The sequence below is a fragment of the Winogradskyella eximia genome (genome assembly GCF_003386165.1).
GTDB classification, from domain to species: Bacteria; Bacteroidota; Bacteroidia; order Flavobacteriales; family Flavobacteriaceae; genus Winogradskyella; species Winogradskyella eximia.
Genome location: NZ_QRDV01000001.1, coordinates 981163 through 1000306 on the forward strand (window position 1 = coordinate 981163; position 19144 = coordinate 1000306).

Consider the following 19144-nt stretch of genomic DNA (forward strand, 5'->3'; position numbering starts at 1 on the left):
ATAAAAATGTTCTTCCAATTTATTAATACCAAAAGCGCATCCTATAAGGATGCGCTTTAAAATTTATTTTAATAAAATTTGACTTATCTAATAATCACTTTTTGTGATTTTTGTTGAGATCCATCTATTAAAGTTACTACGTAAACACCATCTTGGAAATCAGAAGCATCTATTTCGTTCACTAAGTTATTACTTTCTAAATCTGTACTATAAACCAATCGTCCTTGAATATCATGGATTGTTGCAGTAGTACCTTCATTAATAATACCTTGAATAAATATTGATCTTGGAGACTTCTTAGTATAGATTTTAATACTATTAAATTCTTCATCATTTAAAGATAATGTATTATCTGTAACACGTAAGTAGAAACGACCAGTACTACTTATGTTCGTGTTTGGCGTTATAACATAATCAGATGACGTTAATAATGTTGATGTATTATTCAACGTATCATCTAAATACACTTCTACTGTACTAGGCAATGTAGATTCTGATATAGTAAATGTTAATTGTTCACCAGAATTGGCATTTACACCTAATGGTATTACTACATCCATCATATCTGAAGGGTGTAGTGCTTGTAATGCTAAACGCATATCAGGATTACCCTCAACTAATTGAGAATATAATGCAAAACTAGGTGCAAAGTTATCTAGTAGTTTCCCATCATAACCATGATCCGCATCTCTTGTTGCTTCTTCGTTAAAATAGAATTGCGTAGTATAATCATTTGCAGTTGTAGTTGTATTCAGCTTAAAGTATGTTAATACATCTGCATTACGACCAGCAATAAAGTCATCTGAGTTGCCAATAACTCTCATGCTAGGAGTAAAAGTAAGGTCGTAAGTCGCAACTTGTGTATCATTTGCTGCAACTAAGAAACCTTGTCCTGGCGCCATTATTCTTCCAAATGAATTTGCTAAAGTAACAATATCCCAACCGTTTGAACCATCTCCATCGTAACCATAGATACCAGATTCATCTTCTAAAAGTTGATAATTGTAAACTCCTGAAGAAGGAACGACTTCATAGAATAAGAATTGGAACATATCTATATAGGAAGGATATGGATTACCAACAAGATTCCAATCTGGATGATTAGGACCTTCATCAGTAATATTTATTGGAACGGTAGTGGTTCGTACAGTACCTGTAAAGGTTAATGTAGTACCAGCATCTGTAGCTGCTCTATAACCAGTTCCACTAGTTAATGTTGCAGCAGTTGCATCTGTATAATTAACATATGCACCAACAGATTTATCAAAAGGAGCCCAAGCATAAGTTGTAGGACTTGTTTGTCCGTTGTCTAATAAATCGTCTGCATTGGTGTCAGAGAGTAAAAAGTTAGCCCAAGTTTCACCTTCAAGTGGTGGTGAAATAAGATCATTACCTCCACTATTAGCATTAACATAACGCTCGTATTTAATGGTTCCGACAATAGTACCATCGTACATTAAACTAGAGTAACTGTTTGAAACAGACTCTAAAGTAACATCTCCATCTACCGTCAATGTCACACCGGTATTAATTGTAAGACTTGCTCCAGGATTAACAGTAACATTGTCTGCTGAAGTAGTAGCTGAAATAACTGCATCTCCTGACATAATAATAATATCATCATTTGTTGTAGCCGTACCATTAGGATCACTTGGTGACCAAGTACCGGTATAAGTATAAGTAACCGCAATGACTTCTTCAACTTTTACATCATCTAATATTACTCCACGACCATAGTCACCAGTTCCTTCAAATGCGATATAGTATTCTGCACTTGGATTTGGTAACTCGATAGTTTCTTCTGTCCATGTAGTTATACTACTAGTAAATGTTTGACCAGGTATTAGAGTCCATGCTCCTGCTTCTGAAGTCTTATAATAAACTCTTAATTCATCTTGATCAGAACCCCAAGCTTCTTGAGCATGCCAGAACGTTAGAGTAGGAGAGATGATACCTGTAATATCTAATTTTGGTGACACTAATTTTACAACTCCAGTTCTAGAGGTGTCATAAAACATAGCATTAAACGCTCCTGTATGAGCAGATATTATTGTACCACCTTGACTACCGTTATTGTAGGTCCAGTTAGCACTTCCAGCTTCAACTTCTTGAGACCAACATGCTGGTAGTATTCCAGATTCGAATCCTTCATCATATGGGAAAGTATTTATTGCTACTAAACAAGGGTCAGCACCAGTTGTTGCACTTGCAGATGGAATTGTTCCGTCTGTTTTAAAGTCGATTAACGTTCCTGCATTGGTATATGGATAAATTTCAAATTCGTATAGTGTACTAGCGTTTAAGTTTACTACGGTATATGATTGTAAACCAGAAGCTCGTTTAAATTCAAATTCATCATCAGACCAATCTATATCATTTGCTGGGTCGGTACCATCTACAATTGTAGTGAATACGCCTGTACCAGTTTTACCAACTATAACAAATCCATCTGCTGGTTGAGCACCATCATTATCATTCCACGTTAAAGTGATTTGAGAATCTGAATCTGCTACAGCAGTAAATGCTAATGCATGATTTGTTGGCTCTGGTATTGGGTTTACTGTTAAAACACCAGAAACAAAGTTTGTACCATCCCAGAAGTTACCATTAGTACTTCCTGGGTTTATACCACCATATGCAAAGTCTCCACTATCTACAGAGAAACGACTTACATAGTAATATGTTCCAACGGCTAAGCTAGATCCAATTTCGGCTTGGTATTCGTCATTATTAGCATTTCCATCGACACCGTCAGTATTATAAGTAGCTGGTAGCCATGTCCAACCACTTGCAAAATCTGCAGAAGTTGTTGCGTCAGTAGTGTTATAACCAATCCATGCTTCGATGTTTGCACCTTGTCCTGCTGGTTCAGTTACGCCAGGTTCATAGATTTGAGCATATACATCAAAGTTACTTCCTACAACTATACTACCACTACTTGGAGACTGTAAATTACAGAAGTCAACAAAATTAGGTGTACTTGCGTTAATGAATAGTGTCCCTGAATCAGAGGTGTCAGATGTTGAAGCACCAAAATTGCTGCCAAAAGTTACTTCGTAAGCACCAGCAACGATGTAATAGGTTCCAGCAGGTAAACTTGCTTCAGTTAACAAACTCAAAGTACCAGTTCCGCCATCATCATTCATACTAATGAAGTTACCAAATTCATCATAGAGACCTATTTGTGTATCTATACCAGTTGAAGATTCAGTATCTACTGTTATTTCTGTACAGTTACCATCATATATCAATTCTACCCATACAACATCGTCTGTAGCGGATGCGTAAGCACCATTATAACTATCAGAATCACCGCAGCCAGCTATATTAAATGTAGCAACTGTTGTTGGTATTGATGCAGAATTTACCGTCAATTGACCGGAAACAGCAGTTGTGCCATTCCAGAAATTTCCACCTGTACTACCAGGGTTAATACCTCCATAAGCGTAAGCTCCATTGTTATAAGAAAAACGACTAGCATAATAATAAACACCTGGCGTTAATGTAGATCCAAACGTAGCTTGATATTCATCATCATTACCATAACTAGTATTATAAGTCGCAGGTACCCAAGTCCAACCTGTAGCAAAATCTGCTGTAGTTGTGGCATCTGTTGTGCTATAACCAATCCAAGATTGAATGTTTGCACCTTGTGTACCACCATCTGTTATACCAGCTTGATAGATTCTAGAATATACATCGAATGTACCTCCTTCAGTAATAATACCACTGTTTGGTGATTGTATGTTACAAAAATCAACAGTGTCGTTAGATTGTGTACTTACGTTAATATAAAGTGTACCTGTTTGAGTTGTGTTTGTAGAAGTTACAACAAAGTCAGGTCCAAAAGTTGTGCTTGATGCACCTGCAGCTATATAATAAGTACCGTTAGCAAGTCCAAGTTCGGTAAATAAACTTTGTGGGTCTATTCCAGTTCCTCCTTCATCGTTAGTACCTACTAAGTTACCATCAGTATCGTAGATACCAATTTCTGTATCAAAGTCAGATGTGATAGTATCAACTGTAAGTGAAGGGCAACTACCAGTGTAATTAAGTTGTGCCCAAACGATATTTGATGTACTAGCATCAAAAGCTCCATTGTAGCTGTCTTCATTTCCTATTCCACATGCTGTAATGTCTAATGTTACTGTGATGGTTGGTAAAGGATTTGAAGTTGTAAATGTAAATGGACCTTCCCATACACTTAACCCGTCAGTTACTCCGCAGTCAGATCTAATATATGCTTCATAGTTAGTAGCTGCCGTTAAACCTGTTTCTGTATATGGATTAGCTGATGTTGCTGTTCCGGCACCACTAGGAATACCTGTTCCTTCTGCTTGAACTACAACTTCCCAGTCTGTTTCTGTTGTACCAGGAGTCCAACTTAATGTTGCTGAATCTCGAGTAACACTATCAAGAGTTATATCTGAAGGCTCAAAACATGATGGAATGGCTTCCCAAACAATATCATCTAAATATACATAGGTATATGTTGATGTTGATAACCTTCTAATTGCAATGTAAGTATCAGTTCCTGCATATGCTGCAAAAGAAACTTCATATTCTGTAAAGGTACCGTCAATATCTATTGAAGATAATGCTGTGAACGTTGAACCGTCTGTAGGGTCCGTTACTGTACCTACTTCAATATCTTGAGTAGCAGTTGTATTACGTGCATAAAAACGTAATCTATGTGTCCCATCACTTAAATTTGATAAATTAGGTGAGACAAGCATTATATTTGATGTAGCAGCAGAACCTGAATTGTAAAGGCTAATCCCATTCGGTAGAGAATTATCTGCACTTGTACTTGATGTTACGCTGGCAAAACTCGATGCACCGTTATCAATAATACTAGACCAACAACTCGGTAAATCTGGTGTTGTAACAGCATCAAAATTCTCATTGAAATCAGTAATAGCTAGACAACCTGTGGTAAAATCTACTGGGCCAACCCATCCACTGAAACCATCAGCTACACAATTCGCTCTTACATAAACTTCGTAAGCTGTTTGCTCTGTTAAGCCTGTCTCTGTATGCGGATTAGTTGTTGTTGCTGTACCAGCACCACTAGGAATACCTGTTCCGTCTGCTTGCACTACAATTTCCCAATTTGTTTCTGTATCTCCAACTGTCCAACTAAGAGTTACGTCAGTAGCTGTAAAGCTATCTATCGTTAAAGCCGTAATATCTGGACAAGCAGGTGCTGTTGTGAAATCTACTGGACCTACCCATTCGCTAAATCCATTAACATCACAATCTGCTCTAACATAAACTTCGTATGCTGTTTGCTCTGTTAAACCTGTCTCAGTATGTGGATTAGTGGTTGTTGCTGTACCTGCTCCTGTTGGTGTGCCTGTACCATCTGCTTGTACTACAATTTCCCAAGCTGTTTCTGTATCTCCAGCTGTCCAACTAACGGTTACATCAGTAGCTGTAGTTGTATCAATAGTTAAACCTGTGATGTCTATACATGTAGGAGGAGTTCTTACGATAAACTGCCCTACATGGAAATCATAATCTGTACCACTAGCAGTACCATTTGAAGCCCAGATCGCAAATTGTACATTGCCTGTAATTGCTGTTAAATCTTCTATATATTCTGTACCTGTAAAATCAGGTTCGTTTCCTATATTCCATGTTGTAAGGTTTACCCACGTTGTACCGCCATCTGTACTACTTAATAGTTGTACTTCATCATCAGTACCCATGGTGTCATCTGTATCGCCATCATCATAGTTGGTAACAGCAACATTAAGTTCTAATTGATAAGGACCTCCTGTAGACAAATCAAATACTGGTGATATTAACCAATCTCTTATAGCAGTAGTACCATAAATATTAATTCTATTACTATAAATGCCCGCGCCATAATTATTGTCGTCACCAGAACCTGTACTAGACCAAGAAGAAGAACCTAGACCAGTAGGTCCTACAGCAACTTCTCCATTAGTAGCTTCATCCCAACATGAATCAGGAACATTTACAGACATATCTGCAAAATAATTAGGAATTGTATAATCACAAGGAGTTGTAAAATCTACAGGGCCAATCCAGGCACTAAATCCATTAGCGGCACAATCTGCTCTTACATAAACTTCATAAGCAGTCTCTCCAGATAAACCACTTTCAGTATGTGGGTTAGTTGTTGTTGCTGTACCAGCTGCTGCAGGAACTCCTGTTCCATCTGCTTGTACTGCAATTTCCCATGCCGTTTCTGTATCTCCATTAGTCCAACTAACAGTAACATCAGAAGGTGTAAAGCTGTTAATCGTTAAACCTGAAATATCTAAACATGTAGGAGGTGTTCTTACTATAAATTGTCCGATATGGAAATTATAATTTTCAGTATCATCTACAGTTCCGTCAGAAGCCCAAATTGCGAACTGAACATTGCCCGTATAAGCTGTTAAATCTGCGATATATTCTGTACCAGTAAAATCTGGTTCGTTAGCAGCATTCCATGTGGTGATATTTACCCATGTTGTACCACCATCTGTACTACTTAATAGTTGTACTTCATCATCAGAACCCATAGTGTCATCTGCAGTACCTGCAAAATCAGTAACGGCTACATTCATTTCTAATTGATAAGGTCCACCTGTTGATAAATCGAACGTTGGTGATAATAACCATTCTCTATCTACATTAGAAAAAAGATTTATTCTATTAGAAGAACCAACGCTATATGAACCTGTTGTCCAATCCGAAGTGCTAGAACCACTAGGACCAGCAGCTATTTCTCCATCATTAGATTCATCCCAACAAGCGTCGGGAACATTCGTTGACATATCAGCAATGTATTCAGGAACAATATCACTACAAAGTGTAGTGAAATCTATTGGGCCTACCCATTCGCTAAAGCCATCAACTAAACAATTTGCTCTTACATAAACTTCGTAAGCTGTTTGTTCTGTTAAGCTTAATGCCGTGTGAGGGTTAGTTGTAGTTGCTGTACCAGCGGCTCCAGGTGTACCTGTTCCATCAGCTTGCACTACTATTTCCCAATCTGTTTCTGTATTACCAGCAGTCCAACTAATTACTGCTTCTGTATCTGTAAAACTATCAATAGCTAAAGTTGTAATATCTGGACATGCTGGTTGAGATATTGTTACCGTATCAAAAGCGACACCTTCATCTTGGGCGCTTCCGTCTGAACCAAAGGCAACGCGCAGTATAACATTGCTTTGTCCTTCAAGACCTGTTAAAGCATGTTTAGCGACAACCCATCCTCCAGATGAATTAGCTCCTGTACCTGACCAACCATCTTGTGGTGTTGCTAATCCACTAACAGTACCATCGTTGTACCAATTGTTTGGATCACCTAACGCACCGACTACTTGCCATGATGCACCATTGTCTATAGATGATTCTAATGCCATACCATCATAACTGAACTCTGAATTCCACCAAATACTAAATTCAATTTCAGGGGCAACTAAAGTTGAGAAATCAAATGGAGGGCTAATTACGTATGAATCTTCATTACTATTATAACTACCATCTAAGTTAGTAACCCATGCATTGGCACCAGAATCTGCACTATTAATAATAGTATTTGCAGGTGCCCCAAGTTCCCATGTTCCACTAGTGGTATTATCTGCTGTCCAATCTCCAGGGCCTGATTCGAAATCTTCATTATAAGGAAATGAGTTAATTACGGTTGCTGTTGTTGTAAAATCAACAGGACCTACCCAACTACTAAAGCCGTTAGCGCCACAATCTGCTCTTACATAAACTTCGTAAGCTGTTAATGGTGTTAAACCTGATTCTGTGTGAGGGTTAGTTGTAGTTGCTACACCAGCACCAGTTGGTACACCTGTACCATCTGCCTGCACAATTATTTCCCAATCGGTTTCAACATCACCTGCTGTCCAGCTTAGTGTAGCTGCAGTATCATTGAAACTATCTATAGTTAAGCCTGTAATATCATCACAAGAAGGTATAGCTCTAACTCTGAATTTACCGACATGGAAATCATAATCTTCAGAATCATCTGTGGCTCCATCTGAAGCCCATATTGCAAATTGTACATTACCAGTAATTGCAGTTAAATCGGCTGTATATTCTGTGCCTGTAACGTCAGGTTCATTAGCGGCATTCCATGTGGTAATATTTACCCATGTTGTGCCACCATCGGTACTACTTAATAGTTGTACTTCATCATCAGAACCCATAGTGCCATCTATAGTTGAGCTGGCATAATCTGTTACAGCAACATTAACTTCTAGCTGAAATGGTCCGCCAGTAGATAAATCGAAAGTTGGTGATAACAACCATTCTCTATCAATGGATTGGTATAGATTTATTGCATTACTAGAACCAATAGCATAAGAAGTGCCTTGTCTCCAATCTGAAGAACCTATTCCACCAGGACCAGCAGCAACTTCGCCACTACCAGCTTCTTCCCAGCATGAATCTGGGACATTAACTGACATATCAGCAATGTATTCAGGAACAATAGGGCTACAAGGAGTTGTAAAAGTTACGGGACCAACCCAGTTACTAAAGCCATCGGTATCGCAATCTGCTCTTACGTAAACTTCGTAAGCAGTTTCTGCTGTTAAACCAGTTTCCGTATGAGGGTTAGTTGTTGTTGCGGTACCTGCACCAGTTGGCTCACCTGTTCCGTCTGCTTGAACTACAATTTCCCATTCTGTTTCAGTATTACCGGCTGTCCAGCTAATGTTAGCCGTAGTGTCTGTTAAACTATCTATAGCTAAAGTCGTAACATCAGGACAAGCAGGTGCTGTTGTGAAATCAATTGGTCCAACCCATGTGCTAAATCCATTACCAAGACAATTTGCTCTTACATAAACTTCGTAGTCTGTTTCAGCTGTTAAGCCTGTTTCTGTATGTGGGTTAGTTGTTGTTGCAGTACCTGCGCCAGTTGGCACACCTGTACCATCCGCTTGTACAATAATTTCCCAATCTATTTCTGTATCACCAGCTGTCCAACTCACAACAGCCTCAGTATCTGTAAAACTATCAATAGCTAATATTGTAGGTTCTATACATGTTGGTGTTTCTAAGAAGGATACATCGTCAATTGCTATATCATCATAGAAACTTCCAGAATCAGCAATTAGAAACCTTGCTTGTGCCGGCCCAGTAAAGGTAAGACCGCTTAAATCGATAGTTTTTTCTTCCCAACCAGTTGTATTTGTGTTATAAGTACCTACAAGATTCCAAGTTGTACCATCCCAAACTTCTACTGTAAGGGTTGCATTTGCATTACCTTCATTATTACTAATTTCAAAAAAGGTTAAGATTGGTGCAGTTAAAGGTGTTAGGTCTACTAGTGGTGATATTAATTCTGCATTTGTTGCAGTTGGATCAGAATCATCTAGAAAAGCAAAGTAGCCACCGGAGTCTGTTGTACCAGATAAAGTACCATTATTACCTATATGTTCGCCACTTCCTGTAGTGCTGAATTCCCAGTTATCATCACCTGCTAATGTCCAGCAATCTGGAACTGTTCCACTATTTTCAAAATTTTCAGTGTAAGGTGCTGTAAATATTCCACAATCAGTTGTGAAATCTACAGGACCTACCCAATTACTAAAACCATCACTAGCATTAGTACAATCTGCCCTTACATATACCTCGTAAGCAGTATTGCTATTTAAACCAGTTTCAGTATGAGGATTATTTGTTATAGCAGTACCTGCTAAAGTTGGTACACCTGTACCATCTGCTTGTACAACAATTTCCCAATCTGTTTCTACTCCGTTTACGGTCCAACTAATTGTCGCCGTTGTATCTGTTGTGCTATCAATAGTTACACCAGAAATATCTGGACAAGCCGCTTGTGTTGTAAAATCTATTGGACCAACCCAAGCACTAATACCATTAGCACCACAATCTGCTCTTACATAAACTTCGTAAGCTGTTTCAGCTGTTAAGCCTGATGTTGAATAAGGATTAGTTGTAGTTGCTGTTCCAGCACCTGCAGGAACACCTGTTCCATCAGCCTGTACTACAATTTCCCAATCTGTTTCTGTATTACCAGCAGTCCAGCTAATTATTGCGTCTGTGTCTGTAAAGCTATCTATTGTTAATGCTGTAATATCTGGACAAGATGGTTGATATATATTAACGGAATCAAAAGCAAAACCTTCACCATTTGTAGAGCCATCAGCAGCAAATGCTACACGTAAGAATACACTGCTCTGTCCGCCAAGACCAGTTAAGTCATTTTTAGCGACAACCCATCCGCCAGATGCATTAGCTCCTGTACCTGTCCAACCAATTTGTTGTCCACCTGGACCTGCACCAATACTACTATCGTTAAACCAATTATCTGGATCATTTAAAGCACCAACGTTCTGCCATGTGTTACCATTATTTATAGATGATTGTAATACAGCACCATCCCAGCTAAATTCTGAACTCCACCAAACACTCAGTTCAATTACCGGAGCCGCTAAAGTTGAAAAATTAAGTGGAGGGCTAATTACAAAGGAGTCTTCATTACTATTATAATCTCCTGTTAAGTTAGTTACCCATGCGATTGCACCAGAATCTGCGGTATTAATTATTGTATTTGCTGGCGTACCGAGCTGCCAAGAACCATTATTTGTGTTATTTATAGACCAACCTGCTGCTCCTCCTTCAAAGTTTTCATTATAAGGGTAAGCTGTTATAGGTGCTGCAGTTGTTTTGAAATCTATAGGACCAACCCAACCACTGTAACCATTACTATTTGTAGTACAATCTGCTCTAACATATACTTCATAGTCTGTAGATGATGTTAAACCAGTCTCTGTGTGCGGATTCGATGTTGTTACTGTTCCGGCACCACCTGGAATACCTGTTCCATCAGCTTGTACTGCAATTTCCCAAGCGGTTTCTGTTCCACCAGCAGTCCAGCTTATTGTTCCTGTGGTATCTGTAGCACTGTCTAGTGTTAATCCTGTAATATCAGGACAAGATGGAGCTGTAGTAAAATCTATTGGGCCAACCCAAATACCAAAACCGTTAGTGTCACAATCTGATCTTACATAAACTTCGTAATCTGTTAATTCTGTTAATCCAGATTCAGTATGTGGATTAGCAGTTGTTGCTGTACCAGCACCAGTAGGAGCACCTGTTCCATCTGCTTGTACTACAATTTCCCAATCTGTTTCAGAGTCACCTGCTGTCCAACTAACCGTTACTGTTTCATCTGTAAAACTATCAATGGTTATTGCTGTAACATCAGGACAAGAAGGAGCCGTAGTAAAAGTTACTGGACCAACCCAATTGCTAAAACCATCAGTAACTCCACAATTTGCTCTTACATAGACTTCGTAATCAGTTCTTTCTGTTAATATTACAGATGTTGTATGAGGATTTGTTGTTGTTGCTGTGCCAGAACCAGTTGGTTCGCCAATTCCATCAGCCTGTACTACAATTTCCCAATCTGTTTCAGTGTCACCTGCAGTCCAACTAATAGTAGCTGCAGTATCTGTAAAACTATCTATAGTTAAGCCTGAAATTTCTTGACATGTAACATCAACTATACTTATTGTATCAAAGGCGAAGCCTTCATATTGGAGACTTCCGTCAGATCCGAAGGCAATACGAAGTAATACATTGCTTTGACCTCCTAAGCCTGTAAGATTATTGCTTGCAACAACCCAAGCTCCAGAATCACCAGCCCAACCTGAAGATTGCCCTCCAGGATTACTTGAAAGTCCACTGTTATTAAACCAATTATTAGGATCAGCATTAGCGCCAACATTTTGCCATGATGTACCTCCATCTATTGAAGATTGTAAAACAGCACCATCGTAACCGCTTTCAGAATCTCTATATATACTTAATTGAATAGCAGGTGCAGTTAAACTAGAAAAATCAAAAATAGGGCTTGTTACTGCAGAATTTTCATTACTACTATAATTACCAGTTAAATTTGTTACCCATGCATTAGTACCTGAATCAGCATTGCTAATTCCTGTATTTGAAGGAGCACCAAGTGCCCAACTACTATTAGTGCCAGAAGAAGTCCATCCTCCTGCTCCAGATTCAAAATCTTGGTTGTATGGATATGATGTTATGGTTATAGCTGGTGGTGCTGTAACATCAAAATCATCTATAATAAGATGACCAAGTTGGTTATCGTTTAAGATTCTAATGGTTAGATTAGAACTTGTATCATTTAAGGTGTACGTAAATTGTGTGTACGTAGTACCTGAAAAGGCTTGTGTTGTTTGTGTGGTGTAATTTGTGCCATCAGTAGAAGTTTGCAATGCAAATGTACCTCCTCCGGAAGTCAATTCTCTATACCAAAATGTGACGACACCAGCTCCTGAGAGTGTAGGTGTGGTTATACTTGCTCCAGCTTCATCATCATTGATTCTGGCTGCAGAGCCTGTTCCACCACGAGAGTCTCCTACTGCTTCAGTAATAACTTGAACGGTTTCCCAAGTGCCGCTAGTTAATGTTTGACTCCCTGTAGTGTATGACCCAGATAATCCGGTATCAAAGTTTTCGGTGATTTGCCCAAAACTAAAGTGTCCTACTAAAAGGAGCACTAAAAATGCGTAAAAGTTTTTCATAGAAAGAATTAATTATAGTTAAAGCACAACTTTTGTGTTATTTGTGATTATTAGTTAAAACTAAATAACCTACAAATATTAACACATCATCGTTAAAAAAATGGTGTTCGTCGTTAATTTGTAAAAAATTGGGCTAAGTGTGTAAGAATGAGGGGACTCAAATATACTAAAAGTTAATATTCATTTGGTAATTTTATTTTAACAAATAGTTAACGATAGTTTGTGTCTTAGTTATGTTAGTTAAATAGTTGTAGGTTTAACTCCTTCATTATAAGTTGTTTGGCGTTTCGTTTTTGTGAAGTAATTATTATTTAAATGTTATATTGAGAATAGTTTTAATAAGTGATTAAAATTTAAGAGAATTGATGGTTTTTTAGCAAAAAAAATATTTTGTCGATTAGTGGTGTTTATTTTCTTTAAGTTCAGGTGAATAGGTGTGTTTAATTGTCAGTTTCTATTTCAAATTTAGGGCATAAAAAAAGCGCATCCTGTAAAGATGCGCTTTGTTGTAGATAAACTTTTTTTATTATTTGATAATCACTTTTTGGGTTTTTAAAACACCTGAAGTATTTTGTAATTCAACAATATATATTCCAGTAGTAAGATCAGAAACATCCATACTATTTTCAGTTTGCTTAGAATCTAATATGTTCGATTTTATTAATCGACCTTGTATATCATATAAACGAAGCGTTGTTAAATTATTTAATTGGCCTTTTACCTCAATTGATCTTGAAGTTGCGTTACTGTATATTTCTAAACCATTTACAATGTTTTCATTGATTCCTAATGTACTTCTTGAAAAGTGGACATAGAAACGACCTGTATCATTTAAGGTAGTTGAAGATGTAAATGTATAGTCACTCTCAAGTAAGTTTGTGAATGTGTTAGAGATGTTATCTTCTAATATTACAGAAGTGTCTTCTGGGAAGTCGCTTTCAGAAATACTTATAACGGCTTGTTCTCCTTGTGCGATGTTGATTCCTAATGGGATAGTTACATTTTCTAAATCTGTAAAACTCACCGATTGTGCAGCCAAATCGTTTCCTAAATTGTCTTCTACCAGATGTGAGTAGATAGCAAAACTTGGTGCTGTATTGTTAATCATTTCGGCATCATAACCAGCATCCATGCTTAAAGTTGCATTGTCATTAAAATAGATGTCAGTTTGGTATAGGTCTTGACCTTTAGAAATTTGAAGATTCGCATACGCTAAATTAAGGTTAGCAGATCTGCCAGCAATAAAATCATCTGTAGTACCAATAGTTCGCATGGCAGGAGTGAAATTAATGGTGCCACCACCAGTTTTAGAATTCACAAAGAATCCTTGACCGGGAGTTATTTTAGCAGTTGGATGAGCGTCAGAGTACGCTTGGTTCCATACTTTAAAGCCAGTTGTTATATTGCCAATATAACCATAAATACCAGAGCTTGTTGGGTTAAATTGAGTATTATTAGCAGCTAAAAATGATGATAATGTAATATAAGATGGGTAAGGGTTTCCTATTAGATTAGATCTACTACTTGCTCCTACTGCAATTGGTACGGCAAGAGTGCCTGTTTCAACGTTACCAACAAATTCAAATGTGGTACCAGTAGGGTAAAGATTAGAATCTGAGGCTGTTCTATAACCTGTACCAGCGGTTAATACTGTAGTCACGTCTGCCGTTGGGTAATTGATATAATTATTAATGCCATTATCGAAAGGGCCAAATAAAACTGAAGGTACTCCTCCTATTGTACCAGTTGGGATAGGGTTATTAGCTGTGAGTACTGCAACTGTTTGATTGGCGTTGGTAACAGGTGCAGAAACTAAATCGTTATTTCCTGTTGCAGAATCACTATCATTATTGTTTACATGACGATTGTAAATAACGTCTCCATATACTTTATCTGTAATTAAGCTTGAGTAAGATGTTGAAACTGAGTTTAATTCTAATGTTCCGTTATTACGTATGCCAGCATTTGCTGTAATGGATTGACCAGCAGACACCGTTGTTGTGGCTCCATTTCTAATAAAGAAATCATTAATTTGAATATTAGTACCTACATTGTAAGTTCCGCTATATACATAAGCATTTTGGCTTCCGGTTGTATTGTCTGGCGCGCTTGGCTCCCATCCTACAGATGTGCCATCATCAACGTATATTAGTCCGTCAAATACACTCGATAATCTAAAGTTGTCGAAACCAGAATAACCGTTTTCTCCATCGTTTCTTACTCTGATTTCTAGAGCAATGGTATTTACGGTATTTGGTATGTCTATAGTTACAGTGCCTTGGTCTGTTTCAATGCCGTCATTTCCGTTTAATAGAAATACTAGTGGTTGATTAACGCCATCATAAATTAATCTATATTGTGCATCATCGCTATTATTATCATAGCCATGGATGTCCCAGTCAAATGTTAGTCTGGCATTGTCAAATGCGCTTATATCAATTGGGTGGAATGCTAAGGTTGCATAGCCACTTGCTCCATTGCCCTCATCGTCTAAATCATTTTCTCCAAATATGTTATTTGAAAAGTCAACATTGTCTAAAGGAGATGCAATAGCGCTATCTATTACTCCGTAATAACCATCAACTCCCCATCCATTATCAAATGTTGTGGTGTTTGTTGTATATGTCCATTCTGGAGTGAAGCCATCAAAATCTTGTTTTGCTATATTTATTAATGGTCCATTTACGTTAAATGAAGCACTTGTAGCACTAGCTAAAGGATTACCAATAGCAACAAGAAATGCAACAACTTCACGCTTTGTAAAAACAAGTGTATTTAGTGTAGCAATACCATTGATTATTGGGTAGATGATGAAAGAAGGTTCTAAGTCACCATCAGTACTAAGAATTGTAACACTATTATTGTAATCTAAGTCTTGGTTACCATTTGAGTCTACAGCTAAAATTGTAGGGAAAGGTTTCATGGTTTCAAACTGATTAACATCAATAGGTTGTTGTCCAAATATATTAGCACTTGCGGTAACTTCTATTCTGTTGTCATCTCCATTAATTGGTGTCTGTGCACCTCCTGCATCAAAAGCGTCAAATGACGATCCATTTGTTACATCAGCAGATGCTGTAGCGATTGATAATTGAAATTGTGTGTTGTCAATCACAAATGATTTAAAAGTTGCGTAAACATCAAAAGTTTTTGAACTATTGTCTAGTGCGCTTAAACTTGGAATCCCAGAAAATGTTGCAGTGTCTGAGGTAACGGAAGTTTCGGTAACATTTAGAGCTCCGTCAAAAATTGCTAATGTTGCAATAAGATCACTGTTAGTAATATTGAACTCTAGATCATTTAAAATAGTTGGTAACGCATCTGTGTCTGATAGCGTAGATCCTCCATCTCGTATGGTAAATTCACCTACTTTAATAGAGTTAGATATTGTGAGTCCAGAAGTTGTACTGTAAGTTGAATAATCAATATTGTCAGAAGGATTAAAGCTAGTAGCTATAATGTCTGAATCAGTGCTATTAACAGAAGTCGTTGTAATGTTTCCTATTAACCGAAGTCCAGGACTCGAAATTCCATAGGCAGACCATGCTCCTCTACCGGGAATTCTAAACCAATGATTAGCGTTGGCAGCATTCCATGCGTATAAGCGGAACGTAATTGTTCCTGCTGTGCCAGAATTAACACTTAGCCCATTGAAGTTTTCAGCCGTCGCTGTTGTAGGATTTGCTTGTACTGGGATCAGTGCAATACCAGCAGTGCTAAAATTATCTAAACTATAAAACACTTGCCAGCTAGCTGGTCCATCAGTGTTTCTTCTTGTAATAATATCAAATTCAGTAATTTCAATACTGTTGTCTGCACTTGCAGTTACTGACCATTCAATATATTCATTATTAGTTACAGCATCAGCTTGTGTAGTTGCATCCCAATGGTTTGATGTGTGGTTTGCTGCGCCTGGATTAGACAGGTCTATGCCTGAGCCTCTAGTGAAGCCAGTGGATGATATGGAAGGGTCATTCCCTGTGGTTGTCGGACCAGTAATGTTGGCGCGATCTATTGTGACAATCGGTGTTTGGCTAAATCCTAAAGAAAATAAGGTAACCAATAAATAAAAAACGTAAGTCTTTTTCATGATTTTTTTTAATTAATCATATACTACTTGTTTTAAGGTTTTTACAAGTAAGTTTTTATGATAGTTTTGAATGCGCAAAGATAAGTGAAATTCTTAATAAAAAAAACAAAAACGCATATTTCTTCGGCGAAAGGCAATATTTAGAAGCTTTATTCCTACAATAATTACGTTATTCTTATTTTGATAAATGAAGTGTAATATCATTTGTACATATATATTAACTATTTTTAATTGGTAAGTTTTAAACTGTTATTTCAATTCTTTTAGATTCGTAACATTATTAAATAACTATGATTGATATTATAATAAAATGTATTGTTTTTTATGAAAGCTTCAATTATGGTGATAGTTGTTACAATTATATCAATCTTTTATGTGGTTAAGAGTTGGTATTTAAGTACTTTTGCTCACTTTATTAATGATTGGTATAATATTGAGGTTTTTTTAAGACGTTATATCGTAAATTATTTGTTGAATTTATATTTTAGCTATACGGATTAATTTAATGAGATGGATTATTGTGAAATTTTAAGAATATTGAAGGGTGAAATTTAGTAAACGTCATTTTGCAAAAACCATTACTTGGCGTATTGTAGGTACTTTAGATACACTTCTTTTGTCTTGGTTTATATCAAACGATATGTCTGTTGGTCTTAAAATGGGGCTTTTTGAATTGGTGACTAAAATGTTGTTGTATTATGTGCATGAAAGAGTCTGGTTTAAATCCACTATAAAAGAATCAAATAAGCGTCATATTTTAAAAACATTTTCTTGGCGAGGAGTAGGTACGTTAGATACAATAGTCTTAGGCTGGATAATCACTGGAAATCCTTTAACGGGTCTTAAAATAGGTGGTGCTGAGGTGATTACAAAAATGTTATTGTATTTTGGGCACGAGAAATTATGGTACCGAATTAATTATGGTCTGGACAGAAGAAAAGAAAGAAGACAGTTAAAAAACGCTAGTGAATTATGAGCTTAAATACAGTTAGACATGATTATAAAATCACAAAAAAAGATCGTGAGAAGCTAAATGGACATCGCTCTTTTTTACTTTGGTTTACAGGATTATCAGGTTCTGGTAAATCTACATTGGCTAATTTGGTTGAGATGGAGCTTCATAAAAAGGGCATTTCAACATTTAGTTTGGATGGTGATAATATTAGACAAGGCATTAATAAGGATTTAAGCTTTGCTCCAGAAGATCGTACTGAGAATATTAGACGAATAGCAGAAATTGGTCATTTAATGGTGGATGCTGGTGTGGTAACTTTAGCTGCTTTTGTATCACCTTATATTGAGGACCGAGAGAATATAAAAAACATTGTAGGAGTAGATAATTTTATTGAAATATATATTAATACCTCATTAGCGGAATGTGAGCGAAGAGATGTTAAGGGCTTATATAAAAAAGCACGAGCAGGAGAAATTAAAAATATGACAGGGATTTCGGCTCCTTACGAGGCACCTGTTAACCCAGATATAGAAATTGTAACAGACCATCAAGATGTGGACACATCTGTTCAAACCATTTTAGACTTTATTATTCAAAAATTAAAATAAAAAACATGAGTAATTACGTAATTAATCATTTAAAAGAATTAGAATCAGAAGCTATTTTTGTGATTAGAGAAATTGCAGCGCAATTTGAAAATCCAGTATTATTATTTTCTGGAGGTAAAGATTCTATTTTGCTAACGCATTTAGCTAAAAAAGCCTTTTTTCCTGCAAAAATACCTTTTCCTTTAATACATATTGATACAGGTCATAATTTTCCTGAAACAATAGCTTTTCGTGATGCTTTGGTCGAAAAATTAGGTGTAAAACTCATTGTAGGGTCGGTACAAGAAGCGATAGATAATGGTAGGGCAAAAGAAGAAACAGGTGCAGATGCCTCTCGTAATTCACTGCAAATTGTGTCTCTGTTAGATACACTTGAAGCTTATAAAGTAGATGCAGCAATGGGTGGTGCAAGACGTGATGAAGAAAAAGCTCGTGCTAAAGAACGTTTCTTTTCTCATAGAGATGAATTTGGGCAATGGGATCCTAAAAATCAAAGACCAGAATTGTGGAATCTGTTTAATGGACGTAAAAATTACGGAGAGCATTTTAGAGTGTTTCCTATTTCTAACTGGACAGAAATGGATGTATGGGAATACATTAAATTAGAAAACATTGATTTACCATCACTTTATTTTTCTCACCAACGAGATTGTGTGGTTAGAGATGGTGTGATATTAGCAAATTCAGAATTTATTAAGTTAAAGGAAAACGAGGAAGTTGTAAATATGACCATTCGTTACCGTACTTGTGGTGATATGCCTATTACTGGAGCGGTAGAATCTGAAGCTGATAATTTAGATAAGATTATCGAGGAAATTGCAACAACTAGAACAACAGAGCGTGGTGGACGTGCAGATGATAAACGTGCAGAAACAGCCATGGAAGATCGTAAAAAACAAGGTTACTTTTAAAATATAAATAGAAATTAGGTTGAGACTTTAGAGATCAG

The 19144-nt window shown here is 37.0% G+C and carries 5 protein-coding genes; 3 read left to right on the plus strand and 2 right to left on the minus strand.

The genetic code is table 11. The features are described 5' to 3' along the window. Nucleotides 1-83: 83 nt before the first annotated feature. Together DFQ10_RS04075 and DFQ10_RS04080 are read right to left on the minus strand one after the other, a co-directional pair. A complete protein-coding gene (locus DFQ10_RS04075) occupies nucleotides 84-12542 on the minus strand; it encodes a T9SS type A sorting domain-containing protein (RefSeq protein ID WP_115816089.1) in 12459 nt (4152 codons plus the stop codon). A gap of 526 nt (nucleotides 12543-13068) precedes the next feature. After that, complete coding sequence (locus DFQ10_RS04080; protein WP_115816090.1) at nucleotides 13069-16632, minus strand: T9SS type A sorting domain-containing protein; 3564 nt, start codon at nucleotides 16630-16632, stop codon at nucleotides 13069-13071. 544 nt (nucleotides 16633-17176) lie between these two features. On the opposite strand from DFQ10_RS04080, the gene DFQ10_RS04085 reads away from it, so the two are divergent. Genes DFQ10_RS04085 through cysD form a run of 3 tightly spaced genes read left to right on the plus strand, consistent with a single transcriptional unit; the run spans nucleotide 17177 to nucleotide 19106 of the window. Then, entirely contained in the window at nucleotides 17177-17608 is a 432-nt protein-coding gene (locus tag DFQ10_RS04085) for a DUF2061 domain-containing protein (RefSeq protein WP_115816091.1), read from the plus strand. Further along, nucleotides 17605-18195, plus strand: coding sequence for an adenylyl-sulfate kinase (cysC, locus tag DFQ10_RS04090; protein ID WP_115816092.1), 591 nt, complete (start codon nucleotides 17605-17607; stop codon nucleotides 18193-18195). The genes DFQ10_RS04085 and cysC overlap by 4 nt, the downstream gene beginning before the upstream one ends. Before the next feature lie 5 nt (nucleotides 18196-18200). After that, the gene (cysD, locus tag DFQ10_RS04095; RefSeq protein ID WP_115816093.1) at nucleotides 18201-19106 is read left to right on the plus strand and encodes a sulfate adenylyltransferase subunit CysD; all 906 of its coding nucleotides are present in this window, start codon (nucleotides 18201-18203) and stop codon (nucleotides 19104-19106) included. The last annotated feature ends 38 nt before the right edge of the window (nucleotides 19107-19144 follow it).

Excerpts from the sequence above, each read along its gene's own strand:
- DFQ10_RS04075 (WP_115816089.1), bottom strand. The coding sequence starts at position 12,542 with ATGAAAAACTTTTACGCATTTTTAGTGCTCCTTTTAGTAGGACACTTT.
- DFQ10_RS04080 (WP_115816090.1), bottom strand. The coding sequence starts at position 16,632 with ATGAAAAAGACTTACGTTTTTTATTTATTGGTTACCTTATTTTCTTTA.
- cysC (WP_115816092.1), top strand. The coding sequence starts at position 17,605 with ATGAGCTTAAATACAGTTAGACATGATTATAAAATCACAAAAAAAGAT.
- cysD (WP_115816093.1), top strand. The coding sequence starts at position 18,201 with ATGAGTAATTACGTAATTAATCATTTAAAAGAATTAGAATCAGAAGCT.